The sequence below is a fragment of the Nocardia sp. NPDC058480 genome (genome assembly GCF_042720495.1).
GTDB lineage: Bacteria > Actinomycetota > Actinomycetes > Mycobacteriales > Mycobacteriaceae > Nocardia.
The window spans coordinates 101,968-128,000 of record NZ_JBHXMN010000006.1; the positions used below are offsets into that span (position 1 = coordinate 101,968).

At 66.5% G+C, this 26,033-nt stretch carries 21 protein-coding genes; 3 read left to right on the top strand and 18 right to left on the bottom strand.

All coding sequences use genetic code 11. The features are described from left to right. Positions 1-8: 8 nt before the first annotated feature. The 9 genes from ACFWO8_RS17005 to ACFWO8_RS17045 form a co-directional block, all read right to left on the bottom strand. Positions 9-1,316, bottom strand: a complete 1,308-nt coding sequence (locus tag ACFWO8_RS17005; protein WP_378951289.1) for an MlaD family protein — start codon at positions 1,314-1,316, stop codon at positions 9-11. After that, the gene (locus ACFWO8_RS17010; RefSeq protein ID WP_378951292.1) at positions 1,313-2,422 is read right to left on the bottom strand and encodes an MlaD family protein; all 1,110 of its coding nucleotides are present in this window, start codon (positions 2,420-2,422) and stop codon (positions 1,313-1,315) included. The genes ACFWO8_RS17005 and ACFWO8_RS17010 overlap by 4 nt, the downstream gene beginning before the upstream one ends. Beyond that, positions 2,419-3,525, bottom strand: a complete 1,107-nt coding sequence (locus ACFWO8_RS17015; RefSeq protein WP_378951295.1) for an MCE family protein — start codon at positions 3,523-3,525, stop codon at positions 2,419-2,421. Before ACFWO8_RS17015 ends, ACFWO8_RS17010 begins: the two co-directional genes overlap by 4 nt. Further along, positions 3,522-4,577, bottom strand: a complete 1,056-nt coding sequence (locus tag ACFWO8_RS17020) for an MCE family protein (protein ID WP_378951298.1) — start codon at positions 4,575-4,577, stop codon at positions 3,522-3,524. Before ACFWO8_RS17020 ends, ACFWO8_RS17015 begins: the two co-directional genes overlap by 4 nt. Positions 4,578-4,585: 8 nt before the next feature. Then, positions 4,586-5,626 carry an MCE family protein gene (locus tag ACFWO8_RS17025; RefSeq protein ID WP_378951301.1) on the bottom strand — a complete coding sequence of 347 codons (1,041 nt, stop codon included), beginning with the start codon at positions 5,624-5,626 and terminating at the stop codon, positions 4,586-4,588. Continuing rightward, positions 5,623-6,888, bottom strand: a complete 1,266-nt coding sequence (locus ACFWO8_RS17030; RefSeq protein WP_378951304.1) for an MlaD family protein — start codon at positions 6,886-6,888, stop codon at positions 5,623-5,625. Before ACFWO8_RS17030 ends, ACFWO8_RS17025 begins: the two co-directional genes overlap by 4 nt. A gap of 1 nt (position 6,889) precedes the next feature. After that, complete coding sequence (locus ACFWO8_RS17035; protein WP_378951307.1) at positions 6,890-7,744, bottom strand: ABC transporter permease; 855 nt, start codon at positions 7,742-7,744, stop codon at positions 6,890-6,892. Next, positions 7,744-8,571, bottom strand: a complete 828-nt coding sequence (locus ACFWO8_RS17040; protein WP_378952032.1) for an MlaE family ABC transporter permease — start codon at positions 8,569-8,571, stop codon at positions 7,744-7,746. Before ACFWO8_RS17040 ends, ACFWO8_RS17035 begins: the two co-directional genes overlap by 1 nt. A gap of 772 nt (positions 8,572-9,343) precedes the next feature. Then, on the bottom strand, positions 9,344-11,443 hold the full coding sequence (locus tag ACFWO8_RS17045; protein WP_378952035.1) for an MMPL family transporter: 2,100 nt from the start codon (positions 11,441-11,443) through the stop codon (positions 9,344-9,346). A 93-nt stretch (positions 11,444-11,536) separates the two neighbouring features. On the opposite strand from ACFWO8_RS17045, the gene ACFWO8_RS17050 reads away from it, so the two are divergent. Both ACFWO8_RS17050 and ACFWO8_RS17055 read left to right on the top strand, forming a co-directional pair. Beyond that, on the top strand, positions 11,537-12,052 hold the full coding sequence (locus ACFWO8_RS17050) for a MarR family winged helix-turn-helix transcriptional regulator (RefSeq protein ID WP_378951310.1): 516 nt from the start codon (positions 11,537-11,539) through the stop codon (positions 12,050-12,052). A gap of 207 nt (positions 12,053-12,259) precedes the next feature. After that, positions 12,260-12,544: a GlsB/YeaQ/YmgE family stress response membrane protein gene (locus ACFWO8_RS17055; RefSeq protein ID WP_378951313.1), complete on the top strand. Its 285-nt coding sequence runs from the start codon at positions 12,260-12,262 to the stop codon at positions 12,542-12,544. Between the two features lie 383 nt (positions 12,545-12,927). Here the strand turns inward: ACFWO8_RS17055 and ACFWO8_RS17060 are convergent, their stop codons facing one another. Next, on the bottom strand, positions 12,928-13,467 hold the full coding sequence (locus ACFWO8_RS17060; protein WP_378951316.1) for a hypothetical protein: 540 nt from the start codon (positions 13,465-13,467) through the stop codon (positions 12,928-12,930). Positions 13,468-13,608: 141 nt separating this feature from the next. Between ACFWO8_RS17060 and ACFWO8_RS17065 the strand changes: the two genes are divergently transcribed. Further along, entirely contained in the window at positions 13,609-14,889 is a 1,281-nt protein-coding gene (locus ACFWO8_RS17065; RefSeq protein WP_378951319.1) for a cytochrome P450, read from the top strand. Positions 14,890-15,017: 128 nt separating this feature from the next. Here ACFWO8_RS17065 and ACFWO8_RS17070 read toward each other — a convergent pair whose 3' ends face one another. The 8 genes from ACFWO8_RS17070 to ACFWO8_RS17105 form a co-directional block, all read right to left on the bottom strand. Then, positions 15,018-15,380 (bottom strand): hypothetical protein, encoded by a 363-nt coding sequence (locus ACFWO8_RS17070; protein ID WP_378951322.1) that lies wholly within the window; start codon positions 15,378-15,380, stop codon positions 15,018-15,020. Between the two features lie 18 nt (positions 15,381-15,398). Further along, complete coding sequence (locus ACFWO8_RS17075; protein WP_378951325.1) at positions 15,399-17,318, bottom strand: TOMM precursor leader peptide-binding protein; 1,920 nt, start codon at positions 17,316-17,318, stop codon at positions 15,399-15,401. Next, on the bottom strand, positions 17,315-19,096 hold the full coding sequence (locus ACFWO8_RS17080) for a YcaO-like family protein (RefSeq protein ID WP_378951329.1): 1,782 nt from the start codon (positions 19,094-19,096) through the stop codon (positions 17,315-17,317). The genes ACFWO8_RS17075 and ACFWO8_RS17080 overlap by 4 nt, the downstream gene beginning before the upstream one ends. After that, complete coding sequence (locus ACFWO8_RS17085; RefSeq protein ID WP_378951332.1) at positions 19,093-20,526, bottom strand: SagB family peptide dehydrogenase; 1,434 nt, start codon at positions 20,524-20,526, stop codon at positions 19,093-19,095. Before ACFWO8_RS17085 ends, ACFWO8_RS17080 begins: the two co-directional genes overlap by 4 nt. Further along, positions 20,523-21,632 (bottom strand): thiopeptide maturation pyridine synthase, encoded by a 1,110-nt coding sequence (locus ACFWO8_RS17090; protein WP_378951335.1) that lies wholly within the window; start codon positions 21,630-21,632, stop codon positions 20,523-20,525. Before ACFWO8_RS17090 ends, ACFWO8_RS17085 begins: the two co-directional genes overlap by 4 nt. Then, positions 21,629-22,630: a thiopeptide-type bacteriocin biosynthesis protein gene (locus ACFWO8_RS17095; protein ID WP_378951338.1), complete on the bottom strand. Its 1,002-nt coding sequence runs from the start codon at positions 22,628-22,630 to the stop codon at positions 21,629-21,631. The genes ACFWO8_RS17090 and ACFWO8_RS17095 overlap by 4 nt, the downstream gene beginning before the upstream one ends. Continuing rightward, positions 22,627-25,269 carry a lantibiotic dehydratase gene (locus ACFWO8_RS17100; RefSeq protein WP_378951343.1) on the bottom strand — a complete coding sequence of 881 codons (2,643 nt, stop codon included), beginning with the start codon at positions 25,267-25,269 and terminating at the stop codon, positions 22,627-22,629. The genes ACFWO8_RS17095 and ACFWO8_RS17100 overlap by 4 nt, the downstream gene beginning before the upstream one ends. Before the next feature lie 171 nt (positions 25,270-25,440). Then, a complete protein-coding gene (locus ACFWO8_RS17105; protein ID WP_378951346.1) occupies positions 25,441-25,716 on the bottom strand; it encodes a thiomuracin/GE37468 family thiazolyl RiPP peptide in 276 nt (91 codons plus the stop codon). Between the last annotated feature and the right edge of the window lie 317 nt (positions 25,717-26,033).

The following is a 26,033-nucleotide window of genomic DNA, read 5'->3' on the forward strand; positions in this document are numbered from 1 at the left end:
CAGATTCCTCATCGGGGTGGTGCGGGGACCGTCTGGCCGGAGTCGACCAACGGCAACGGCAGGGGCAATGACCAGGGCCCGATCGGGGTGGGGCCGGCCGTTCGATCGGCGGGTTCGCCCGCGGGTGGCCGACCGGGCAGGCGTTCCCCCGGCGGTCGCGGCGCATTGTCGGCGCCGCGGACCAGGACCGCCGGGTTGTCGTCCGAGCAGTGGGTATAGAGATACGGTTCGGAATAGTCACCGAGCGACGGTGGTTTCCGCGGCAGGTCGTACACGCACGTGTAGCGCGGATACATGCTGACCAGCCCCCAGAATCCGCCGTCGTGCATCACCGTCGCCAACGCGTCGAGGGCCGATCCGGCGCGCTGGGTCGGGAAGAAGAACTCCTGCATGGCCGGTACCCGGGTATTCGTCACCTGGGCGACCGTCGACAAGCTGGTCAACAGCCCGACCACCGCGGCGGAATTGTCGGCCAGCACGGTGTCCAAGGCGGTGAGGGTCCCTGGGGTCGCATCGAGGAATTCCGCGAAACCGCCGGTTTTCGCTTCGACGCCGCGCATGAAATGCGCGGTGTCGGCGGAGAACCGTTGCAGCCCTGCTGATCCCGTTCCCAGAGTCGCGAGAACTGTTTTGCTGTCGTGCACCAGCGCGACGGTCTGCGGAAGCACCGCATCCAGCGTCGACACCAGGAAGACCCCGCCGTCGAGGATGTCGATCAGCTTCTGTGGCCCCTCCGGTCCGACCCCGAGCTCGTCGACCACCGAGGCGAGTTGGGCCGGATCCACCTGCGCCAAGCTCGAATCGAGGGTGCCGAGCATCTGCCACAGCGGTGTGGGCGTGGAGGTTTTGTCCGAGGAGATCTCGGCCCCGTCGCTCAGATACGGGCCGGTCGATCGGGTCGGCCGGAAGTCCAGGAACTGCTCGCCCGCCGTGGACAGGCTGGTCACGTCGACCGTTCCGTCGTCGGGCACCCAGATTTTCGCGTCGATGCTCGCGATGGCGACCACGCCGTCCGGTGCGAACTCGACCGACCGGACTTCACCGATCGGCACACCGCGCAAGGTGACATCCTGGCCGGGCAGCAGCCCACCGGACTGGGTGAGATGCACCCGCACCGCGATGGTCGAAGCCGACGGATCGAAGCCGAGCGCACCGAACACCAGATATGTCGACCCGGCCACCGCCACCATCGCCAGCGCCACCGCCGAGAGCGCGAGCCGATACGGATGCCCGCCGCGCACTCCCCCGACCAGCAGCCGGGCGGGCAGATCCGCCACCGCCGACCCGAAGGAAGCGAGTCCACCGACGGCGCTCATCGGCCCGGTCCCAGGACCCGCTCACGCAGGGTGAGCAGGGTGTAGGTGAGCGAACCGACGAGCGCGTGCCAATCGCTCGCATCCGGTATCCGGCTGCCGGGATCCGCCTGGTGACCGGGGTCGGCGAGCGCCCCGATCGCGAAATCCTCCAGGTCGACGTTGCCGTGCGCCGAGGTACCGCTGGAGAGCCTGATGACGGTGGGCAGCATGGCATTCATCGCGGCCAGGCTCGCGTTCGGATTCAAGATGGCGTCATTGAGCCCCGCGGAGATCTGGTCGAGATTCGCGATCAGCCCGCCGATCTCACCACCACGAAGCACCGGGAACTGCGCGAGCTGAGCGCTGACATCGTCGACCTGCCTGACGAGCTCGAGCGCCTGCTGCGCATTCGCCTCGATGACCGTGGCGGCGGGACCGGCGGCGCTGATGAAATCAGCGATCACGGTGCGGTTCGCGGCCAAATCGCTGACCAGCCGATTGGTTTCGGCCAGCGCGAGCCGGATGTCATCGGACCGGGCGGCCAGGGCCGTGACCAGCTGGGTGGACTGATCCAGTAGCCCGCCGAGGTTGTCGCCGCGATCGCCGACCGCGCGCCCGAGACCGTTGACAACGGTGGTCAGATTGCGGATGGCACCGCCGTTGACCAGCAGCGAGGCCGTAGTCAGCAATTCCTCGACGGTCGCCGCCGCCGACGTCTCCGGCAACGCGATGGTGTCTCCGTCGCGCAGGGCGGCGGTCGAGGCGGTGGCGTCGACCGGCGCGTCGAGCGCTACGTAGACGTCGCCGAGCGGGGTCGCGGTGCGCAGCTGTGCCCGAGTGCCGACCGGAAGCTCGACATCGGCCCGGATACGCAGCGACACCTTGGCTTTGTAGTCCGCGACCGACATCTCGGTCACCTCACCGACGTCGGCACCCGCCAGCCGAACCTTCGCCTTCGCAGGCAGATTCAGCGCGTTCGCGAACGTCGCGTCGATCGTGTATCCGGACTCGCCCGATCCGGGTGCCGACAGCGGCAGGTCGTCGAGCCCCACGCCACATCCGGCGGTGGTCGTGAGCACGGCGACCGCCAGCGCCGCGGTCGTCAGCACGGAATTCTTGGCTCTCATCGAGGCAACCTACTCATCGCTTCCAACATGTCGGTGATACCGAAATTCGGCCCGAAATCCTGCAGCGTCCCTGTGCTGCAGCCCAGTTGGCGGAGGCCGAGGATATTGCACACCTCTTTGACCATCTGCCCGTCGAAGGCGACCCGGTCCAAAAGCGCGTGAATGCGCGCACCGCCTGCCTCCTGGTCGACCGCGTTGTAGCCGTTCGCCAGCAACATCGGCGACAGGTCGAGGAATTCGGCCAGCTGGTCGCGATAGTCGGCGAGGGCCTTGGTGACGGTTGCCGTGTCGGCGACCGCGCTGCGCAACGGCTCCCGGTTGGCCATCAGCAGGGCGTCGGCCTCCCGCATCACCGTGGTGATCTGCGCGCCGGTGGCCCCCGATCCGATCTCGAGCTGGGTCAACATGTCACCCAATTGCCCTGCAGCAGCACCGAATTCGCGGATGACCTGGTCACCGTCGGCGGCCGCGGCGACCAGCACCGACAGCTCCTGCATGATCTGGGTGACGGCGTCGCGCGTCCCCGCTCCCGCGTCGTCACCCAGGCGCAGGGCCCGCGACAACTCATCCATCGTCGCGCGCAATTCCTGCCCGTTGCCACTGGTGGCCGACGAGGCGACGGCGAGCATCCGCGCGATCGGTCCCTCACCGGGTTGTTCGCCGCCGAGCTCACCGGACATGTCATCGGCCATCGAGATCAACCGATCCACACCGACCGGCGTCCTGGTGCGTTCCAATCCGAGTGTCGTGCCGTCGCGCAAGGCGTCCCCGCCCCGGTACACGGGGGTGAACTCGACGTGCCGGTCGGTGAGCACCGACGTCGATACCGTCACCGCCGTGGCATCCGCCGGGATCTTCGCCTCGCCGTCCACCCGCATAGTCACCTCGACAAAGGCTCCCCGCGGCACGATCCCGGTGACTTTCCCGACCGGCATGCCGAGGATCGCGACCGTGTTGTCGACATACAGTCCGGCGGCACTGTCGAAATGGGCCACCACGGTGATGTCGTCCGGGCCGCGTTCCAGCGAACCGCTCGCACACCCGACGAACCCGAGGACCGCGAGCACCGTGGCGACCCGCACCAGCTTCAGCACTGTTCTCATCGACAATCTCCGAAATACTGTGGCAACTGGGCCAACTCGGCGTGTCCGCTCAGAGCGCACATCCACGAGTCGACCAGCACACCGCCGGGCGCGTTGAAGTCCACCGAGTTCCCGTTGCCCGAGGCATTGGTCAGGTTGCGGACCGCGACCGGCAAGATCTCCAAGGTGTTGCGCAGCAGGTCGTCGTGGCGGGCGAGGCTGCCGAGTAGACCGTTCAGCCCGGTGAGCAGCTGGTCGATATTCGCCCGGTCATCGACGATGATGCCGCGGACCTGCTCGACCAATCGGGTAGTCGCCGACATCAGCAACTCGATCGCCTGTCGCCGGGAAGCTATGTCGGTCAACAGGTCTCGCCCCACCCCGACGATCACCTCGACATCGGACCGCTGGCTGGTGACCACGGCGGTCAGGTCACGCACCCCGGTCAGCAATGAGCCCAGTTCGTCGCGGCGGCTACCCAGAATGCCCGACAGCGTCCTGATATTGGTCAGCACACCGGGCAGGACCGCGGGCACGCCGTCGAGTTGCGCGGCCAGGGTATCCAGGGAGCGGCTGATCTGCGCGGCGTCGACCTGCTCGAAGGTGGTGGTGGCGTTCTCCAGCGACTGCTGCAAGTCGTACGGAACGGCGGTGTGCGACAGCATGATCCGTCGATCGGGGAGCTCACCTACTCCGGCCGGGCGCAGTTCCACATAGCGGGCGCCGAGCAGTGTGGTCAGTTTGATCGCCGCCGTGGTCTCGACACCGAGCGGTACGTCGTCGGCGATACGCATCGTCACCACGACGCGGTCATCCACCAACTGCTGGCCGGTCACCGCACCGACCTGGACGCCGGCGACCGTGACGCTGTCACCGACGCGGAGCCCCGCGGCCTGGGCGAATTCGGCGTCGTAGCTGCGCTCGCCGACGCCGAGAGTGTTCCAGCCCAGCGCGGTGATCAGTAGCGCGACCAGCACGGCCAGCGCGACGATCCCCAGCATGCGCGGGTTCTGTTCTTCGATCGGCCGGGAGAGCGAGGAGCTCAGCCGCCGGATCCGGGTCGATAGTGTCATGAATTGCCTCACCTACAGATCGGCGATTGCTGAACGGTTCCGGCCGGGGTGGCCATGCTGACGATCGCCGGGATCAATTCCGAGAGCGCGGGGATCGCCGTGAAGCCGAGATTGCAGAGGTAGACATTGAGGTTCGCGCCTTCCTGGCTGACCCGGGCGATCCCCTTCAACAGCGCGGGCAGGTTGAAGCCCAGATAGGCGAACTGGTCCTTGTTCTGCTCGAAATGCCGGGTGAATCCCGGCTCTCGGCTCAGCAGCCGATCGAGTGCGGGCCGGTCCTGCGCGACCACGGTCGCCATCCGGTTCGCGACCGCCGACACGTCGGTCAGTGTTGTCATGATTTCGTCGCGGTGACGGGCCAGCCCGTCGACGATGGTCCGGGTTCGGCTCAGTAACGTGCCGAGTTCGGTCCGTCGGCCCGCCAGGTTCTGCACGACCTGGTTGAGATTGGTGATGACCGCACCGAGCACCTGGTCCGGACCGGCCAGAGACTGTGCCAGCGTGGACATCTGCTCGATCAATCTCGTCAACGAGCCCGCATCCCCCTGCAGAGCTTGAACGAGCGCGGCGGTGACATTGTCGACCTGCTGCGGATCGAGGCCACTGAACAGCGGTTCGAATCCGTTCAGCAGCGCCGAGAGATCGAAGGAAGGCTCGGTGCGCTCCACCGGGATCTCCCCATTACCAGGGAGTTCGGTGTCGGAACTGATTTCGTCACGGGACAGACCGAGATAGCGCTGTCCGATGACATTCTGATAGGTGATGGCGGCCATGGTGTCGCCGTAGAGGCGCTGGGCATCTTGCACGCGAAAGCGCACCCGGGCGCGCGTGCCGTCGAGTTCTACCGCGTCGACACGTCCGACGCGCACCCCGGCCATCCGCACGTCGTCGCCGACCCGCAAACCGGTGGCGTCGGTGAAGATCGCCGAATACGGCTTCGTCGAGCCGTCGATGCCGCGATTCAAGGTCACGAAGGTCATCGAGATGAGGGCGAACGCGACGACGAGAAAGGCGCTGAGCCCGGCCACCGAGCGATGATGCTGGGTCATCGTGGTGCACCTCCTGTTCCAGGGACTCCGGTGGTGAGTAGTTGGGCCAGAACCTGTTCGGCGCTGTTGGCGCCGCCGCCGAGTACCCGGCCGATGAGGTCTTGCATCTCCGGGGTCAGGACGGGTTTCGGAACGGAGCGCGGGTCCAGCGAGGCGGGCAGCGGCTCAGCCGAGGTCGTGAGCGGCGCCGTCGCGCAGCTCGGCCCGGCGAGGTCGCCGTATCGGGGGCAGTCCGCGCGCGTGTACGGAGTGTCGGGTGTCAGCCTGATCTGGAATTTGCCGGTCCCGTTCTGGGTCTCCTCGTTCCAGAATTCGGCGAACCACACGTCCGACAGATTCTTGATGCTGCCCACGATGGGGCCGAAACTCGAACTGCCCGCGGCGAACACGTCCAGGACCGGCGTCAGCTGATCGGTGATCGTCACCATCTCGTCGACGTGACGGTCCAATCCACCGTCGACGGTCGACAATGTCGCGGTGCCTGCCGTCAGCAGGTCGTGCAGCTCGGCTTCCTGCTCCACAACAGCTCGCATCGGGACTACCGCGGCATGCAGGACATCGAGCAGATCCGGTGCCGCCGAGGCCAAGCCCCGCACCGATTCGGTCAGCGCGGTGATCGTCGACGGCTCACCCGGCGGCGCGATCTGGGCAGCGAGTTCCCTGGTGATGTGGTCGAGCTGAGCACCGGCTCGAACGAGGTCGGCGCCGCGCCGGTCGGTGGCCTTGGCGACCGCGGCGAGCACTCCCACCGTGTCACTCGTGCTGATCCTCGCCGTCGCCGCCACGATCGTTCGCAGCTTGGTCAGGGCGGTTTGCAATTGCACCGTCGACAAACTGGTGTCCTGCTGGATCTGGGCACCTGCCCGCAGCGGTCGCCCCGGACCGTTGTCGACCAACTGCACCGACGACACCGCGAAGATGTTGCTGGGGACCACCCGAGCGGTCACCGAGGCCGGAATGCTCACCAGCAGACGCGGTTCGAGCTCGAGTCTGGCCCGATTGCGGCCGCCGTCGATCGATGGCGTCACTTCGGCGACGGTCCCCACCAGCACACCACGGAACTTCACGTCCGAGTTGGGCGGCAGGCCGTCACCCACCTGCTCGAGCAGGGCGGTGATCTCGGCCTTCTCTTCGAAGGACCCGGTCGATTTCAGGTAGACGACCGTGAGACCACCGACGATCAGCGCGAACGCGACCAGCCCTCGCAAGAGCAGTGACCATTTCGACGGTCCGCGTCCGTCTGTGTCGAACAATATCGACATCTCACCCTCCCAGCCGCGCGCTGGCCCCGATGCCCCAAATGGCAATGGTCAGCATGAGATTGACGACGATCATCACCGAGATCGCCGCACGCATGGCGCGGCCTGCCGCGATGCCGACGCCCTGTGGTCCGCCCGCGGCGTAGTAGCCGTAGTAACACTGGATCGTGGTGGTGATCAGTACGAAGACGATCGCTTTGCCCAGTGAGTAGATGATGTCGGGGCCGTTCAAGACGAGCTGGAAGTAGTGGCGATAGGTCCCGATCGACAGCCCGCCCGACATGCCGACCACCATTTCGACAGCCACGTAGTTGGCCGCCAGGCAGAGTAGATAGAGCGGAACGATCGCGACCACCGACGCCAGCAACTTGGTGCTGACCAGATAGGGAATGGACCGGATCGCCATCGACTCCATCGCGTCGATCTCCTCCGAGATCCCCATCGAGCCCAGTTGTGCGGTGAACCGGCAGCCCGCCTGCGCCGCGAAGGCCAGTGATGCCATGATCGGCGCCAGCTCGCGCGTCGAGGCCGTCGAGGCGACCAGTCCGATGGCGGGCTCCATACCGAGCAGATGCAAGGCGTTATAGCCTTCCAATCCGATAATCGCACCACCGGCCGCGCCCAGGATGATAATGACGCCCGCCGTGCCACCGCCGACGACAATAGATCCGTTTCCCCACGCGATGTCGGACAGGGTCCGCATGAACTCGACTCGATAATTGCGGAGCATCACGGGAATCGATGCGGCGGCGCGCACGAAGAAGGTGAGCATATGCCCGAGTCGCATGAATACAACGCCGAGCTTTTTCGAATACGTCGTCACCAGCCTGGTGCCGAACGGATGATAGCTGGATGCCATTACAAGCCCTGCCTGGGAAACAGCATCATGAACAGCTGGGTGAACAATACATTGACGATCATGAGCAACAGGATCGACGAGACAACGGTTGAATTCACCGAGTTCGCGACACCTGCGGATCCACCCTTGGTCGTCAACCCCTTATGGCAGGCGACCACCGCCACGATCGCGCCGTAGACCACCGCCTTCACCATGGTCAAGACCAGATCCCCGACCGTGGCGAACGAGGCGAACGTCGCCACGAAACTCCCGGGCGCACCGTCCTGAGCGAAGACATTGAAGGCATAGCCCGCCACGAAACCGACGAAGCACACCACCCCGGTCAGCGAGACACCGATGACGATCGCTGCCAGAAACCGGGGAACCACCATCCGCCGGATCACCGAGACGCCCATGATCTCCATGGCGTCCAATTCCTCCCGGATCTTCCGTGATCCCAGGTCGGCGCAGATAGCCGACCCGACCGCGGCGGCCATCAGCAGCGCCGCCACCATCGGGGCGCCTTGCCGGATGACCGCCAGGCCACTGGCGGCCCCCGCCAACGAGGTGGCACCGACCTGCCCGGCCAGCAGCCCGAACTGAATGGAGAGCGTGACCCCGATCGGCAGCGCGACAAAGATTGTCGGCAGCACTGCCGCCGAAGCCATGAAAGCCCCCTGCGCGAGGGTTTCCCGCACGGCCAACTTCCCGGTAAAGAGATCGACAATCAGATATTGCACCGTACGAACACCGAGGACGAACTGGCCACCGACCGTATCGATGGCAACACCGGGATGCCGGCCGAGATAACCGCGAAACCATGCGGCGACTTCTCTGCTCGCCGGCATCGCAGACCGCTCCGAGCCCACCGCTCGCCTTTCGCGGCGCTTGTCAGCTGCCGGATCGTTAACCATCGGTTCGCGCGTCTCCATTCAGGTAACACCGCCTATTTTCCATCCCGAGTGTGCGTGACATCACAGGGTCTAGTCAACAGAATTCTGAAACTATTTTGCGGGCCAATTCAGACCATCGATATAATTGCATGACAATATGCCCGCCCAGAAAATGGGCGAGCTTTTATTACCGCGTCGGCGCGTATTTCCGACCGGCAAATAATGTGCAGGGAATTCAGGTTTTATGGACTGCCCGATAAGTCGGACACCCCTCCGATCGCGGCGCCGCAGGGATATCCGTGTCGTGACCACCGGTGCGCGGACGGGGTCCATCCGCGATATGAACTCAGGCGAACCATCCCACTTCTCCCGACTGCCACGCTACGACCAACATTTGCCCACCGGCTCTCACAGTTGAGGCTCGACATCACCTGCCGCGCCGGCCCCGGACCGACGGGCGGCGTAGGTCGTTCGCAGCCGCCCGATGCGACGTGAGCAAGCATACTGTATTGCTTACAGTTAGTCACGCAAGAGAGTGCGGCAAGCGGTGACCTCGAGCGCCGTCGCAAGGGAGTTCGACACCGCCGTGTGGAGCGGCTCGGTCAGCACGACGGCGACGCCGTGTTTGCGCACCGGAACCCGGCCGAGCGAAGGGCGACAACCGGTCAGCGTCGGCACGTGTTCGGCCGCTGCCCTCCGAGAGGTACGTGCCGCGGCGCCGCAACGATCAATCCGTGACCGCGTTTTCGGCCGTAGCAGGCTGCGCCGCTACAGCTTTCGTGGGCGTTGCCGGCCACCACACCTTGTCGCCGAGCAGTGCGAACAGCGCGGGGACAACCAACGTCCGCACCACGAACGTATCGAGCAGGATGCCGATCCCGACCACGATGCCCAGCTGGGTCAGGGTGATCAACGGCAGCACGCCGAGAACACAGAACACCGCGGCGAGGACGACACCGGCGCTGGTGATGACGGCGCCGGTCGAGGCGACGGCACGCACCATCCCCTGGGTGGTGCCGTGCGTACCCGCCTCCTCGCGCGCCCTGGTGACCAGGAAGATCGTGTAATCCACACCCAGTGCGACCAGGAACAGGAAGCCGAACAACGGCACGTTCGTGTCCAGTGCGGGGAAGCCGAAAACCGTGCCGCTGATCCAGCTGCCCGCACCGAGCGCGGCGAGCGCGCTGAGTACCGTGACGCCGACGAGCAATACGGCGGCAGGCACCGCGCGCAGTAATGCCAGCAGCACCAGCAGCACGACGGCGAGGATCAGCGGAATGACCAGCGCCTGGTCTCGGCGAGCAGCGTCTCGGATGTCGAGCGCTTCGGCGTCGGAACCGCCTACGAGGGCCTCGGCGCCGGGGACCGCGCCGACCGCCGACCTGATCGCCGCGATGGTGGTGAACGCTTCCGGCGAGCCCGGCGCCGCGTCCAGAACGACCGACCACCGTGTCGAACCGTCCTCGGATGTGCCGGTGATGGTCGCGCGCGAAATGCCCTGCACGCCATCGAATGCCGACTGCGTCTGACCTGCGGTCGCGCTCCGCGCGATCACCACGGCCGGATCCGAAGAGCCGGACGGGAAGTGTTCGGCCATCGTCTCCAGCCCGTCGACCGACTCCGCCTCGACCCGGAACTGCTCGGTTTGCGAGAGCCCGATGTCGGTGGCCGCGAGCCCGGTCGCGAAGACGATCAGAACCGCCGAAGCCGCACCGGCGACGATGGCGGGACGTCGCACCACCCGCTTCGCGACGACCGCCCAGATGCCCTGCTCGGCCGCGTCGCGACCGTCCGCGCGGGGCACGAACGGCCAGAAGACCCGCCGCCCGCACAGCGCCAGCGCGGGCGGCAACGCGGCGAGCACGAAGACCAGCGCCACCAGGAGTCCGGCTGCGGCGAACGCGCCGAGGCTGCGGGTGTTGGGCAGCAGGGCGAGCAACAGTGTCAGCAGGGCGAGGACAACGGTGACATTGCTGGCGACGATAGCGGGCGCGGCATGACGCACCGCGGCACGCAACGCCACTCGATGGTCGGCGTGGCGATGCAGTTCGTCGCGGTAGCGCGACACCAGCAGCAGCGCGTAATTCGTGCCCGCCCCGAAGACCAGAACGCTGGTGATGCCCGAAGTCGAACCGTCGAAAGCGAGTCCGGTGAGCTCGGCCAACAGCGTGCCGACGCTGGTGGCGACACGGTCGGCGAGGCCGACCACGGTCAACGGCACCAGCCACAACACCGGCGAGCGATAGGTGACGATGAGCAAGGCCATCACCACGAGCGCGGTGACGATCAGCAACAGCGCGTTCGCGCCGGAGAAGGAGTCGGCGATGTCGGCGCCGAAAGCCGGGCCGCCGGTGATCTGTACGCGCAGCGGATCGGGTAGATCGGTGGTGACCGCCGTGCGCAGTTCGCCGATCCGGTCGGTGAGCGCGAAGCCGTTGAGCTGCGCGGACACCGGAATCTGGGCGAGCGCGGCGCGCCCGTCGGGAGCGAGGATCACCCGGGTGCCGCCGGTCGACGGCACACCGGCGCGGGTGAGCGCCGCGTCCACCGCCGTGAGATCGCCTGGTGTCAGCGTGTCGTCGTCGATGCGCGTCGCCACCATGATGGCGGCGGCCGTCTCGGCATCGGGAAACCGTGCGGCGAGCTCGGCAGCCGAGGCGGACTCCGCCGACCGCGGCAACGACACCGGCGCCTGACCCGCGCTGTCGTTGCTGCCCGCCAGCGCCATGACGGCCATGGCGGCCGCGACGACAACCAGCAGCACCGCCCACGATCGCCGACCGGTGACCAGCCCGGCGAAGCGGTCCCATCCGCTGTTCACTCGCATCACGCGGAAAACTATTTCAGAAACTTAAGCATTCGGCAATGACGGCGGCTTCGGCGGCTAAGCTCTCCGTCGGGCAAAGAGAGGAGATCGCGCGTGGGTGACGACACCGCCGACACCGAGCCAGCCGACGGCCGGTCGGAGTTGGAGACCGATATAGCTCGGGATCTGCGTGCGTTGACCGCGATCTCCGAACAGATCGGTCATGTCTTCGCGCAATCGAACGACCTGCGCCCGAACGATTTCCGGGCCCTGATGCATGTCGCGACAGCCGACGCCGAGGGCTCGCCGATGAGTTCGGGCCAGTTGAGCAAGTTGATGGGCGTCTCCGCACCCGCCATCACCTACCTGGTCGAGCGCATGATCGAATCCGGGCACCTCGAACGCGTGCCAGACCCTACGGATCGACGGCGGGTCAATCTGAGCTATACCGACCAGGGCATGTCGGTCGCCTCCGGATTCTTCGGACCGCTCAGTTCGCGCACCCGCGCCGCACTGGCCGCCCTGCCCGATGCCGACCTGACCGCCGCCCACCGCGTGCTCGTCGGCGTCACGGCCGCCCTGCGCGAGTTCTACGCCGAGCTACCTGCGTCGGGGCACTCCGCCGAATAGGTGTGTCAGGGACCGGCGCCATGATGTCGACACAGGGTACTGAGCCGGACTCACCTGCGGCGGCCATCACCGATGGATGATCTGGCGTCGGCGCGGACACGCTTCGACAACGCCGAGGACACGACACTGGTTCTCCAGGCGATTGGGGGAAATGATCGAACATAACCGGCACTCCCCGGCCATCGGCACAACGTGGAGGTTCGAGCGATGTGGAACGCGATTGTTCAGATCTGTGGATTCTTGATCATCGGCGCGGTGGTCGGCGTGCTCGCCAGAGTGCTGAAGCCGGGCAAGGAGAACCTGAGCATGGGCATGACACTCGTGCTCGGCATGGCCGCGGCTCTGATCGCAGGCGTGATCGCCAGCCTGATCGGCGTCGGCTCCATCACCGAACTCAACTTCTGGGGCTTCGTACTCGCGGTCATCGCCGCGGTGGCGCTGCTGTTCGCGGTCGAATCGATGGGCGCCCGTAAACACCCGCCTGTCGCCTGAGCCGAATACCTCATTGGTCGTTCGTCGACGTTCCGTTCAACCTATCCAACAGGCATAATGCTTGTTCGCAACAAGTCACCCGTGACCACTCCCAGCAGCAGATCGTGATCTTGCTTCACCACCGGCCTCGTCGACCGACTGACCCCACGTCGGAGGGTCCACGACGGTAGGTGGTGTATCGGTCGGCGGCCACGTCGTCCATGCGGCAGCAGTCGCTTGTTCTGCGACGGATCTTCCCCAGTTCCACATCGTTTCGCTCCTCCCCAGAGCTCATCCGCAGGTCGCACCAGGCTATCCGGCAGCGTTGATCGTGCGCGAGCGATTTTTCGGTGCACTGGGGAGAGCACGCCATGCGCGCAGCCCGCTGACCGACAGCGGCCGAATCAGTAGATGGCGCCCCAGTATTCGTTCACCGTCCAGGTCACCGCACGGAATTCGGGGTGTTTCGGATCGTCGGTGACGGTGATCGTCGCGCGCGCCAGGTCGATCTTCATACCATCGGCCACGAACTGCTGACTATTGGCGGTGAAAGTGAAGAAGGCTCCGTCGAAGGGCTCCGGCCGGAGCGCCGGCGCTACGGCCCGCATGATCCGGGTGCCAGTCTGGCCCTCGCACACCACGAATCGCTGATCGCCGCCCACTTGGCTGCCCTGAAAGGTGGTCACCGGGCGCCCGGTGGTCTGACTGACCAGCAGTACCAGCCGTTCGGTGTCCTGACATCGGGCGAACGAGTTGCGGTAGCCGTGCGTGTCGGCGCCGTCGGGCAACGTGCCATCGGTCTGCGTCGGTCTGGCCGTCGTGGTGGTGGGCGGCGCGGATGTGCGCAGCGAAGCCGCGGCGGTGTTCTCGCCGGAACACGCCACCACCGAACAGATCAACGCGGCCCCCGCCAGCGCCGGAAAGCCCTGCCGTGCTGAAATCATCTACGGAGACTAACAATTCAGACAGAATGCCATTCTGACGCGCTGCCCGCACGGCAGCGAACACGTGGATTTCCAGAGCGACGCCCGGCCTGAGCAACCGGGGCTACCGTGGAGTGCGGTGTCTACGAGAGGACCGTCGCCATGTATCCGCCCGGCCCCCGACTACCCGCGATCGCGCAGACGATTCGGTATCTGCAAGCGCGGGAGCGGTTCATGACCGCCACCGCTCGCCGTTACGGCGACACCTTCACCCTGCGCATGGTGCCGCCGTACGCCCGGCATCTGGTCGTGTTCACCCGCCCCGAACACGTCCGCGAGATCTTCGCCGCCTCCCCCACCGACCTGCACGCCGGCGAGAGCAACGGCATCCTGCGCCCGCTGCTCGGCGATCATTCGGTGCTCATCACCGACGAGGCCGAGCACGCTCGGGCCCGCCGCCTGCTGATGCCCGCCTTCACCGCGCCCGCTCTGACCGGTTATCGCAAGATGATCGAGCAGATCGCCGCCACCCACGTGGAGACCTGGCGGGCTGGGTCGACGGTCCGCAGCCTGGACGCGATGACCGGAATCACCCTCGATGTCATCGGCGAGGTGGTCCTCGGTGTCGCCGATCCGCGCCGCCGCGACCTACTCGGTCCACCCATGCGCCGCGTTACCGACATCGCCCCGCTCACCCTGCTCGGTTCCCGCTACCCGGCCCTACAAAACCGCGGACCCTGGAAGCGGTTCCACCACGACCGGGCCCGTCTGGACGCCCACCTCTACGCCGAGATCGAGCAGCGCCGCACTGGCAGCGACGCCCCGGGCGCTGATGTGCTGTCGCGACTGATGTCAGCGGGCAGCGGCGACGACACCCCGCTCACCGCTGACGAACTCCGCGATCAGTTGGTCACCCTGCTCGCCGCCGGGCACGAGACGACCTCGGCCGCACTGTCGTGGGCGCTACGCGAACTGGCCGCCGACCCCGCCGAGCAGGACCTCGCCCGCCGAGCCGCGCTCGACGGCGACACCGTTTACCTCGAAGCGGTGATGAAGGAAGCACTGCGCTACCACTGGGTCATCGGAGGGGTCGTGCGAAAGCTCACCCGCGACATGATGATCGGTGGCCACGACCTGCCCGCTGAAACCGTCGTCGCGACCTCGATCCTGCTCGCACACAAGCGGCCCGAGGCCTTCCCGGACGCGGTGTTCCGGCCCGGCCGCTTCCTCGACGGCAGCGTGGCGCCGAATACCTGGCTGCCGTTCGGCGGTGGGGTGCGCCGGTGCATCGGAGCGGGTTTCGCGCTGATGGAGGGTGCGACGGTGCTCCAAGAGATCCTGCGCCGCCACGTCCTGTCACTGCCCGCGGCCGCGACGACGCGGGGCCGGGTCCGCAATATCACGCATGTGCCGTCCGACGGGGCACCGATTCTGGTCAGCTGACACGCGCACCACCCACAACGAAACGCAAACTGGCTGTGACGACCAGAGGCGCCCCGAGTTCCGGGAGGCCTGCTCGAGCAGCGAGCTTCGGGACAGGCTCGACGCGGCGAGTTCGGCGCACGCCGTCGTCAGGTCCCGTTCGGGTCGTGCACCCGGCCGAGTAGCGGCAATTCCCAGGGATCCGCCGGGCCGAAGACGCTCGCTTCTACGTCGAACCAGTCGACTACGTGCGGGGGTGTGCCGACCGGTCCGGTGCGGCCGTCGGGCAGCCGGGGCAGTTTGTCCAGCCTCAGGTCGGACGGGGAGTCGACTAGATAGACCGCGCCCCAGATTGCCCGCCGCTCATCGGAGAACCAGGTCTTGAGCCGGACGCCGGGCAGCGCGGCGTAGTCCGCAGCTGCTTTGGTTCGCACCCATTCACGAAGCTCCGCGAAGGTCACCTCGCGGTCCGTCAGCTGACGGAGCTTCCACGCGACTATCGCCACATGCATCGGAACTCCTCGCGTGACTTACGGAAACGGATGGGGGTGCGGGTTGAGGTCGTCATAGGTCGATCGGTGACGCGTGTAGCCGAGCTTGTAGGGAACGTCGAGAAGTCGGTCGAGGCCGTCGATGCGGCGATGCGAGTACCCGAATGTCATCGGGATCGCGCCGGGCACCAGGACTTTCACGCAGGCGAGCCCGGCCGCGCGGTGTTCCAGCGTGGTCTGGTCCACGACGATGACTTCCAGTCCGGCCCGCGTGAAACGGTCGAGCACGCACCGCAGATCATCGACGAGATCATCGTGTCGAAAGGCAGGGTCGATCAGCGACGGCACCGCCCGCGTTTCGGTAGCTCCGGTCAGGAAGGCGAATCGCTCCAACGCTGCTGGATGGGCGTAGAGCAACGAATGGTCGTCCATCGTGATGACCATCGTCGGGTCGTCGACCATCCGCGCGGCCCGCTGCTCGTCCGCCGGGGGGCGGGCGAGGTGCTGTTCCACGGTCGGACCGAGTTCCCGCAGTGCGTTGAGAACGGCGCGTTGCGGATCCAGGCTCGATCCGGCGGCGCACGTCGCCGCGGGCCACACTCCGGCCGGGTTGAGCGCGAGCGCCCACACACTCGGGATTCCGGCCTCCATGGTCGTATCGAAAGCGGATACCCGGAATCCGGTCTGTGCCTCGATCGCCGCGGCGGTCAGGCGCACCTCGGTGTCGCGCGCGCTGTCGAGATCGAACCGCGCGACCGGGACGCGGGCATACCAGGTGAGCAGAAACGCGTCGCGCTCGACGACCTCGAGCACACCGTGCAGGATTGCCTCCGCCAGGCCGGAGCCGAGCGCACAGCCGTTGGAGATCTCGTAACAGAAGCCGCGGCCGGTGGGCGTTCGCTGGTCCAGACGGTAGTAGACAAGGGTCTCGGGAACCAGAACCGGCGATTCGCGGGTGAGCGAATAGCCCCACACCCAATGGCAGACCTCGCGTTCGGTGAAGCGCCGGAAGAGGAATCCCGCAGTGGCATAACTCGATTCGGGGTGTAGGCCGACGGTGCGCGGATCGAGGGCAGCTTGACCACGCAGGTCAGCCAGGCTGGCCCGCACGGTCGTCCGCTTGCCGCCGGGCCGGGCACCGCCGAGCCGCTCGAGCGCTTCCAGGATCGCCACGAGCTCGCTGGCACGATAGCTGCGGCTGCGTCCGCCGCCGATCTCGACGAGGTTGCCGTCCGGAACCCGGAACGGCGCCGACACCACGATCAATCCGCCCAGGGTGCCACGGTCGATGTGGGGGATGAACCCCATTTCGGGGTCGATGAAGGTGTCCTCCAACATATCGAGGTCGTCTTCGATCGATCGGATGCGCGCGACATCGGGGGCGAGCTTGCGCTGTGGTGTGAACACGATCCGGGCCGCCTCGGCGGTGTCGTCCGGCAGCTGCCCGCAGGCGGGACACCGTGGGTCGGGCAGATACCGGTGCCTGGAGACGGTGAGGTCGGCGAGGTCGACGAGCAGAATCGCGCCGTCGGTGCGCGGCGGCGCGCCGCGGCCGAGCCTGCGCACTTCGTCGGCCGTGATCGCGCCGACAGTCGCCGCGGCGAGCGCGGTGAGCCAGGCCGAGGGGCGGGCGGCGAGCAGGTCGCGGTTGTTCTCGACTATCTGATCGAACTGCCGCGGTGCCTGCCGCGCGTGCCCTCGGCGCCACCGCACACACTGGGCGCAGCCGGGTATACCGGGCCGCTCGTACGGTCCGATGACAACGCGGCCGAGTTCGGTGTGCACATCGATGCGTGGGCGGACCGGTGGTTCGGCCGGAACCGGCCATGCGTCCGACACCGTGATCTCCAGCTGTGTCGACCGGTCGTCGACGAGCTCCACGGACACGCGCACCGCGTCGGCCAATCGGCCCGCGCCGGTGACGGCGACACCGGTGTCGGTCGTCGACGAGGAGGTCATCGGGTCACGCTCACCTGGACGACCGGTAGCACGTCGTGCACCTGCGAGTCGTGGTCGAGCACCGCGACGACCACGGCGTACCCACCGATCATCAAGGCGTCCACCAGATTTCGGCGCTGCAGTGGATCACGATCGGCCATCGGCTCGGCGTCGCCGCGTACTCCCCCAGGCAATTCGGCGACGGTGGCGAGCGCGTACTCGGGTTGGCCGGCATGCCGACTCTGCCACGCGGCCAGAGCCGCCAGCATGCCGTCGCGCAGCGCGGCGGCATTGTCCGTGCCGCACCCGTAGGCGACCGTCGCACCGTCGAGCAGGACCGCGTAGGTGGGTACGCCGAGCGAGCCGGTCACGTCGAAGACCTCGACCCGGCAGCCGATGGCGGCGAGCATGGTGCGGCAATAGCCGACGACGTCGTCGCGGCTGTCGGCCGGATCGATGCGCGGAAAAGGGTGTGTCGCCGTCCTCGATTCCGTGACTGTTCGCCGTCGGCAGTGGTCGATCAGTCCCGCGTCGATCGCGTCGGTCAGGTCCAGTGCGGCGGCGAGACCGGTCGGCGCGCGATACCGGTCCGTGCCGTCCGCGGAGGCGAACGCGAGGGTTGCTCGCAGCAGTGTCGGGCGCTCGGTAACCAGATCGAACGCGCGGACCATCGAACCTCGGACGAGCCTGCGTGAGTCGACCACCAGGCTGCTGTAGCACCGGATCGCTTCCGTAGCGGCTGCGTACCTGGCCTGGGCCGCGTCGATACTGACACCGCAGACTCGTTGCCGTCGCCCGGGCAGCGTGACGGTCGTCTGCGCGACGCGCAGCGGGGACTGCACCAAATCGCCCTCCTCGACCTTGTCGAACACGCCGATGTACCCATCGGTCAGCACTGCCGCGGCGCGCGAAAACTGCTCGGCGGACCGAGGTTCCGCACCGATCAGCGTCCGGAAGCGCCGGTCGAACTCGCCCTCCGATTCGACCCGCGCGGGCGCGCTGAGCGGGGCGGGCACGCAACGGTGGGTGCTGAAAGCCAGGTCGGGCGCGTCGAAGCGAGTGAGCTGAACGGGGTGTCGATCGGTCCGGTCGTAGTGCAGCAGCAGCTGCGTGACGTGGTTGGCCAAGACCGTCTCGGCTGGTTCGGCCGGGTCGACAGCCGGTTGCGATCGCGCCCATATTCTCGGACGCGCCGAGCTGAACGGCAGCGCGGGCGGTGCGATCCACGCGACCGAACCGTCCAGCACAATCTGCAGCAACGGCAGACCCCGGACAGTGCAACCACTTTCGACCAGCTGGAGGGAATCGACGTCGGACGACGCCGCCACCTGCACCACCTGGCCGGTGTCCGGGATCGCCTCGGGTGCGCGCACGACATCACACATCCCGGCCCGGCCACAGGCAGTGGCGATCGCATCGGCGAGGCGCCGGCGGCCGACGACGGTGGTGCGGCGGCGCCGCCAGGTGTCGACAATGGTTGCGGCGTCGGGCCGGAAGTAGCCGATCAGACTCACCTCGGGTGTGTCGGCAAGTGGGTGCGCGTCGAGCGCCCCGACCAGACCTCGATCGATCAGCTTGCGGAGCAACCGCTCGATGAATTCCCGCGCGTCCTCGGGGGCCGAGGCGAGAAACTCGTTCATCGAATGCTGCCCGTCGAGGTAGGGGGCGAGACGCTCGAGCCATCGGTCCGCACCCGACATCGTCAGGGTGGAGAACCCGCGATGCGTCAACGCGGTGATACCGGTGTCGTCGGCGACCCAATAGGCATCCTCGCGCAGACGCAGAATGGGATCGTTCATGACGATCGGTCGACCGGGGCGGTGGGCGCGTTCGGTCTCGGATACCGGTTGGCCAGTTCGCGGCCGCGCGGTGAGCTGGAGCCGACCACGAAGTCACCCACACTGCATTCCTCCAGGTCATCGGTGCCGGTCGCTTCGGTGAAGGCCACGGAATCCCCCGCCCCGAGGGCGACCGCGCCGAGCCCCATGGCTGTCGCGACGAGATACAGGGTCTGCGTGCAGGTGCCGACGTGTTTCAGGATGAGCGAGTACGGGATCTGCTCGTACCGCCACATCAGCCTGCCGACGCGGGCTGCGATCACGATGAGTACCTGTGGTTCTTGCTCGTCGACCTGGGTGCGTGACGCGGCGAAGAGCAGGCGTTTCACCGCAGGACTGTCGACATCGGCGACCTTGCGCAGGACATGGTCGACCGTGTCGTAGTGGTACATGGCCGATTCCAGCCCGTCCACTCGACGCACCACCGGATAGAACTCGAGCTCGTACATACTCCCGCCGGACGGGTACGGTCGCGATTGGATTTCCCGGCCCTCGGCCTCGATCACCCGCCTGGTGCGCACGCAGCGGTACAGCAGCTCGGCGAGCTGATCGACGGTCATCGGCTTCGCGTCGTCGAAATACCGGCACGAGTAGCGGTCTTCGATGGCGACGGTGAGCGGAATGTCGGTCTCGCGCAGGCAGTCGAGATCGGGCACGAACAGGGCGATGGGTTCGCTGGGATACGGATCGTGCCGGGCCGGCAGCGGCGCGAAAATGCCTTTCGCCCAGTCGGTTCCGGCGTAGCCCTCCCAGGTCCAGCCGCGATCGGTCAGCCGCGTCCGGTGGTGAAACCACAGCTCGTGGGCGCTCCATTGGCGCTCGGCGAGCCGCTCGTTCTCGACCTCCGGACCGGGGATCAGGCATCCGGACCATTGCAGGTCGGCGAGTACGCGCTCGACCACGACCGGGGGATATTCCGTCGAGGACGGCGTCAGCAGCCCGCTCACCATGGCGAGTATCGGATGGGCGTGCACGCGGATGTCGCACCACGACCGCGGATTCTCCAGCACCAGATCACCGTGGTGACGGCGCATTATCGTGAACTTCGACAGCACCGGCGTGTTCGATATCGAGGTCGGTCGCTCCGGCGGCGCGCCGAATGGCGCAATCGTGTACAGCGGCCGCCCTTCCCAATACAGCGTCGTCGACAGCCAGCCGTTTCGGCCCAGTGTTCGCACCAACTCACGCACGTCGTCGTCGGCGCTCAGATCGACCAGGCGGCGCGGCTCTTCGGCGAGCAGGCGCAGCACGTCGCGCTGTGCGGGAGTGAGCGCGCCGAGGTATTCAGTGCGCGGCCACGCCATCAGCACCACGCGTCCGTCGCGGGTGGTCAGGCTGGCGACAGCCGGGCGGACCGTGCAGAATTCCTCGATGGCGGTCGACGGGCTCATCGAGATCCCCCGTTCAGTTGAAGATTTCGCGCGAGGAGTCCCGCGGCCAGATCCGCACCTTCGACGCCATATTTGTCTTCCATCGTTTTCGCCGCCAGATGGCACAGGAAGTACCTGTCGAGCAGGGTGATGCCGACTCTGGACGCGTGCGCGTAGGTGAGGGTGAGAACCACTCGGTAGGTGAGGAACTCCGGGGTGCGGCTGAACGCCGACCATTCGTCATTACCGACCAGAGCGCGATGAAACGGGCTGAGCTCGCGCTCTGACAATCGAAACCGCATGTCCGGCGCCGTCGCCTCGTCGAACCGCGCGCCCGGGAAAGTGAGGAGACCTTGGTCGACGAGCGTCCGTGCGCGCTCGCGGACGGGCCGCATGAGATCTACCCACTCGCGGGCCGAACCCGGTCGGTCGGCATCGATGGCCGCCGCCACCGCGGTTGCCCTGGAGCCGAATTCGTCCTTCTGGCCGGCGTAGCGTTCGTCCCAGCCGCGCAGCCGGCTCACCGGGTCGGGGCCGCGGTGGCGGAAGTAGTCCGCGTGCGAGCGGTAGGACAGCCAACCGTGTTCGATCTCTCCGGCCAGCGCGTGCGCGGTCGCGATCCAGATGTCGAACAGCAGGCCGAGCCTGGTCTGGCCGAGACCGACGCGCTCGACTGTGTCGAACACCAGGCTGTTGGTATCGCAATAGAATTTCTCGCTGAACGCCGCCGCGGATTCGCCCGTGAATCCGATGACCGGGCGCTCATAGAGTGCGTCGTGGATCGTGTTGTCGGCATACCAGGGCACGAGTTGTCCGGTGTCGCCATCGATTTCGGCATAGCGGCGATGCAACGGCAGAAGCTGCTGTGGCGCGAGTTGTTTGCGCGAGGGATACCGTGCCAGGTGCGCGCCGACGACCTCCCGCACACGCGGCGCGATGACGGTGGTGAAGGTGTCGGCGTCGGTGCGGAAATTCAGGCGCAGGTGCGGGCCGCGTCGCCAGTGCCGAACGAAATAGGCCGGGACGCCGATCTCGTCGAACAGCGGTGCGACGACGTCATGGAGGAGGGCGTCCGGGTTGGCCGCATAGTAGGCGACATGCATTGAGCGCCACACAGATTCCGTCATGTCACGACTCCGCCCCGGACATCGGCCCTGGCATCGGCGAGAGCGTGCGCGGCCAGGTAGCGAACGAAGGTCTCTTCGTGCATCGCCAGCCCGAGGCGGTTGCAGAACAGGTGCGCGCACAGGTCCAGCGTGGGCAGCAGCGTCGTTTGCTCGAATTCCGTCGACCCGGGCCGGTCGGCGTACGGCAGGGTGTCGGGTGCCGTTCGACTTATCCGCTCGTAGTCACCGCGCAGACGGGTGATCGAACTCCACCACGGCTCCAGCATCGGCTCGGAGACCGATGAACGGGCCTGCGCCTCGAGCCGACCCGCCAGATCGATGAACTGGGGGCGCTGCTCGGCGTAACGATCGGCGAAATGGGCCTCGGCGTGGGGGACTATCGCCGCGAGCGGACCCAGCCGATCCGGTGCGCGGTCGGTCGCCGCAGGGGCCGACAGCCAGGCCAGGACGACCGCGATGAAGCATGTCGTCAGCCGCTGTGGTTTCGTCGTGCCTGCCCGGATCACATCGACGGCGAGCCCGCTCGAATCACAGAAGTGCCGCTCGACGGCCTCGATGGCGCTGCCACGGCCGTACCGGTGGAACTCGCGCTCGTACGGGATCCATGCCACCGAGTTGTTCGGAGACAAGTGGTCGAAGTGGGACGCCATCCCCTCTTGGCGGGCGAGAAATTCCGCGGTCCGCCGATAGAACGCGTCGGTCCACGAACTGTCCGAGGGGTGTGCGCGCAGATACGATTCGGCGCGCTGCGTCACGGTCGTGCGCAGCAGGTCACCCGCTGCGTTCGATGCGGGCAGCAGGCGCAGCCGGATGTGCGGTCCACCCTCCCAATAGCGCAGGAAGAACCATCCTTCGATGGCGTGCTCGGCGGTCAGATCGTCCACCAGCGGAGCCACGAATTCGGTGAGTAGTCGATCGTGATCGCCGTGGAAGAACACGTGGACGCTGTCCCACGGCGACGATGCGACGGCCGGTGCCGACTGCTCGGGGTCCCTCACGACGCGGACATCCCCGTATTGAGTTCGATGATGTACTCGGCCACCCGCGCATCCGAGTCGGCCGTGCCGACGTCGACGGGATCGGGCAACGCCTCCTCGAACACGATCTCGGCGCCGTCGGGCAGCCGCCGGACGAAATCCGACGTCGCGAAGACGTTGCGCAGGTCGAGAAAGATCGGCTTGCGATTCTTCATCCAGATGTCCAACGCGTTCGGCCCGACCCGGACGAAAGTTCGCTCCGGGATGTCGTTGCCGGCCACCCAGTCGCGCAACCGCAGCAGAAACCCGGCCTCCGTCTCGCCCTTTCCAGGTCGAGGGATCCGGTCCCCATCCACGACCCAGCACGCCCGAAAGACGACCACCGACCCCACCACGACCCGGGAAAACTTGCGCGCGTCACCGACCCGGAGCGGGTGGCCCCGCAACGATTCGGCCGTCGACAGCGCCGACATCCGGATCATGTGGTTACCGCCGAAGACGAAGGTCAGGGTCGCCGCCGAGGGCGGCAGCATGGGTGCCGCCATCATGCCGTTGTGCACTGGCAGGACGCGCCGGTCCAACGCGGTCGAACGTAACTCGACGCGATCGTCGGCTGCGTCGTACACCACGACGAGGTCCGACAGTGGCAACCGGCCCGCGGGGCCGGGCCGCGAACCGGGACAGTGGATCACCACCGGCGCGATCATGGTTCGCCGGTTGAACGCCACCCCGAAAGTGCCGCCGAGTTCGGCGAGAACTTCCTCGTTCTCGTCCATCGTCTCGGTGACCATCTCGGCAGGGGCTCCGCCCGCTCGGGCGATCAAATGATGAATCCGTGAGCGATTGCGTCCGAATCCGGAATGCAGTTCATTGAGGACCAACTCCATCCGATCGCCGTCCTGCCGCGGCTGGACGTAACAGGCGGACGAGCGGGCAGGGCGCACGAGCGTGCTCAACTCGTCGACGAGCCCGGCGATACTCTCGGCTGCTATGCGGACGATTCCGTCGTCGCCCACCGGTGCCCCCAGTACCGCGCAGAAGCGCGCCCTGATCTCTTGCAAGCGCATGAGCCGAGGCTGACGCCATGCGGCCGACTGGCCTGCCCACTCCTGCGGGCTCCCCCGCAACGCCGCCGCGATGCGGGCGAACGCGTCGGAATCCCCGGTCGGACCCATGGCCTGGCTCACCGAGCGATGGAAGTCGAGGAACGGCACCCGGGCGTTCGGCCCGTAGTGCGCGAGAAAGGTCTCGGTGGCCGCGGCCTCCATCATGACTGTCGGGTCCAGCAGCCGAACCAGCTGGCGAATCAGCGCGAGATCGGCCAGTGGCCGCTGCCATTCGGCACCCGACGAAACGACTACCGGCTCGAGCAGAACGCCCGTTTCGTGGAAGGGGAAGTGCGCGCCCCGCGGGTCAACGGCCGGGAGGTCGAGCCGTCGCTCGAGCCGTTCGATGGTGGCCTGCAACTCGGCGTGGCGTGAGCGCTGCTGTGCGATGTCCGGCCGCGCCGCCGGTTCGTCGATCAATGCCGCCAGCTGGGCCAGATCGTCGGTGAGGCCGGGATCGACGGGCTGCCCGATCAGCCAATCGAGCAGTGCCGCCGCCGGATTGGCGGCGGTGTCGGACGCGGGGGAAACAACTGTCAGCAGGCCTGTGCCGATCAGCTTGTCGAGGTATCGGGCCACGGTTTCCCGGTCGTGACCGGTGACGCCGACCATTTCAGTGGTCAGATCTCCGATGGTCATCGCCGTTGCCGAGAGCAATCGCAGGCATGCCCGCACGGCCGGACCGGCCCGCATCGAACGGATCGACTCCGCGAAATCCTTGCGGTCGCAGCAGAGAAAGACCACCTTCGAATCCTCGATGCGTGCGCTGGGATCAGCGGTGACCACGGCGTGTTCGCGAAGCTGCGGCTGGGCCGTCAGTGCGTCGACGAATTGGTCGATGATCCGCTCGTCGAGATCGGTCACGATGCCGACTCGGGACGAATAGTGTGCTCGCGCATCGTCACACCACGCCGCCAGGCCGACCACACCGAGCGAGCTGAACAGGCTCGTCTTCGCCGCGGCGCGATCGACGTATTTGACCAGCCGGGAAATCTTCGCCCGGCGCGGGTGCCGGTCCGGCTCGGCCAGCCAGCGTTCCAGCTCCTCCGACAACGACGGGCTACTCACCGCGACACCCGAGCGGAAATCGAACTCCGCGCACACTTTTCGCAGCGCTTCGGTCTTCTGCTGGAACTCGCGGTCGAGTGTCTCGGACAATTCCCCGAATGCGCGATCGCGGTCGTTCCTGCCTTCGAGCCAGTCCACGACGGCGGCGGCCGAGCCGATCGGCACGAGTGCGCGGATTCGGTCGTTCCACTCGCGAGGACCCGGTATCCGACCATTGTGAATCGCTCGGCGCAGGCCGATCAGGGCGGGCTTGTCCGCATGCCCTTCGCCCAGCGCGCCGACGATTTCGTGCAAATCATCCGTGAGCCGTAGTGCGGTGCGACTCAGCTCATGGTCGAGGCGTCGAACCTCGTCCAGAGCGAGGTATGTGTCGTCGAAATGCAATTCGGCGAGCGCGGCCGCAGGCAGGCCGCCGAGACGCACGACAGGCGGCGATCCGACCCGTCGAAGCAGGAGTTCCGATTCCGCATCCGATGCGCAGCTCACGAATCCACCTCCTGCCTCGGCCCAAGGGTGCACGGGAGCGCGGGCCTCGCCGGTCCGCCTCGCTTTCCCGGGGTCAGCGCGTCGGAGCAATCGCACGCGGCAACCCAATGTACAGAGCATTGATTCCTCCCGATTGGAATCAATGCTCTACATTCGATTGACTGATTTCTCCTACGCCGAGCAGCAACAGCTGCCGAAGAAGAAACTACAGGAGCAGGGGGCGCAGCTGACTGGCGTTCCCTCGCTCATACCGAGACCTGCGGTCAACGACTCGACTTCGAGATCGTCGACATCGAGCTCCCGGATTTCCATCGGCAGGCCGTCAATGTTCAAACTCATTGTTCTCACCTCCTCAGCGCCTCGCAGGTATACCGCCACATAAACCCGCGTGTGCCACATCCCAATGAGTCGCCGAGCAATTCTGTTGGCAAACATGATCAGCGACATTTATTCGATGCGAACGCACGCGATTCCGAACAAGCAGAGCTTCCTCATCCCGCCGTGGACGGAACCCAACTTCTCAGCACCAGCCAAATTCTACTCGGCGCATCCGAACACTGGCAATACTGCAGCTATTACCCCTTCGTGGGGCTGACCTGCAGGTCTTTACGCTAATGCTCGTCCCGCCGCCGGATCAGCTCCACTAGGTTGCAACGCATTTGCCGCAGGAGTGTGGTTGAGGCGAAACAAGGAGCCGACTATCCTGATCGATCACGCAGAACTGCCAGAGACCGAGTCGAGAGACGAATTCGGCATGCTGCGAT

What these genes read in the sequence shown, in the direction of transcription:
- ACFWO8_RS17005 (WP_378951289.1), bottom strand. Translation starts at nt 1,316, where the DNA reads ATGAGCGCCGTCGGTGGACTCGCTTCCTTCGGGTCGGCGGTGGCGGAT.
- ACFWO8_RS17010 (WP_378951292.1), bottom strand. Translation starts at nt 2,422, where the DNA reads ATGAGAGCCAAGAATTCCGTGCTGACGACCGCGGCGCTGGCGGTCGCC.
- ACFWO8_RS17015 (WP_378951295.1), bottom strand. Translation starts at nt 3,525, where the DNA reads ATGAGAACAGTGCTGAAGCTGGTGCGGGTCGCCACGGTGCTCGCGGTC.
- ACFWO8_RS17020 (WP_378951298.1), bottom strand. Translation starts at nt 4,577, where the DNA reads ATGACACTATCGACCCGGATCCGGCGGCTGAGCTCCTCGCTCTCCCGG.
- ACFWO8_RS17025 (WP_378951301.1), bottom strand. Translation starts at nt 5,626, where the DNA reads ATGACCCAGCATCATCGCTCGGTGGCCGGGCTCAGCGCCTTTCTCGTC.
- ACFWO8_RS17030 (WP_378951304.1), bottom strand. Translation starts at nt 6,888, where the DNA reads ATGTCGATATTGTTCGACACAGACGGACGCGGACCGTCGAAATGGTCA.
- ACFWO8_RS17035 (WP_378951307.1), bottom strand. Translation starts at nt 7,744, where the DNA reads ATGGCATCCAGCTATCATCCGTTCGGCACCAGGCTGGTGACGACGTAT.
- ACFWO8_RS17040 (WP_378952032.1), bottom strand. Translation starts at nt 8,571, where the DNA reads ATGCCGGCGAGCAGAGAAGTCGCCGCATGGTTTCGCGGTTATCTCGGC.
- ACFWO8_RS17045 (WP_378952035.1), bottom strand. Translation starts at nt 11,443, where the DNA reads ATGCGAGTGAACAGCGGATGGGACCGCTTCGCCGGGCTGGTCACCGGT.
- ACFWO8_RS17055 (WP_378951313.1), top strand. Translation starts at nt 12,260, where the DNA reads ATGTGGAACGCGATTGTTCAGATCTGTGGATTCTTGATCATCGGCGCG.
- ACFWO8_RS17060 (WP_378951316.1), bottom strand. Translation starts at nt 13,467, where the DNA reads ATGATTTCAGCACGGCAGGGCTTTCCGGCGCTGGCGGGGGCCGCGTTG.
- ACFWO8_RS17065 (WP_378951319.1), top strand. Translation starts at nt 13,609, where the DNA reads ATGTATCCGCCCGGCCCCCGACTACCCGCGATCGCGCAGACGATTCGG.
- ACFWO8_RS17070 (WP_378951322.1), bottom strand. Translation starts at nt 15,380, where the DNA reads ATGCATGTGGCGATAGTCGCGTGGAAGCTCCGTCAGCTGACGGACCGC.
- ACFWO8_RS17075 (WP_378951325.1), bottom strand. Translation starts at nt 17,318, where the DNA reads ATGACCTCCTCGTCGACGACCGACACCGGTGTCGCCGTCACCGGCGCG.
- ACFWO8_RS17080 (WP_378951329.1), bottom strand. Translation starts at nt 19,096, where the DNA reads ATGAACGATCCCATTCTGCGTCTGCGCGAGGATGCCTATTGGGTCGCC.
- ACFWO8_RS17085 (WP_378951332.1), bottom strand. Translation starts at nt 20,526, where the DNA reads ATGAGCCCGTCGACCGCCATCGAGGAATTCTGCACGGTCCGCCCGGCT.
- ACFWO8_RS17090 (WP_378951335.1), bottom strand. Translation starts at nt 21,632, where the DNA reads ATGACGGAATCTGTGTGGCGCTCAATGCATGTCGCCTACTATGCGGCC.
- ACFWO8_RS17105 (WP_378951346.1), bottom strand. Translation starts at nt 25,716, where the DNA reads ATGTCGCTGATCATGTTTGCCAACAGAATTGCTCGGCGACTCATTGGG.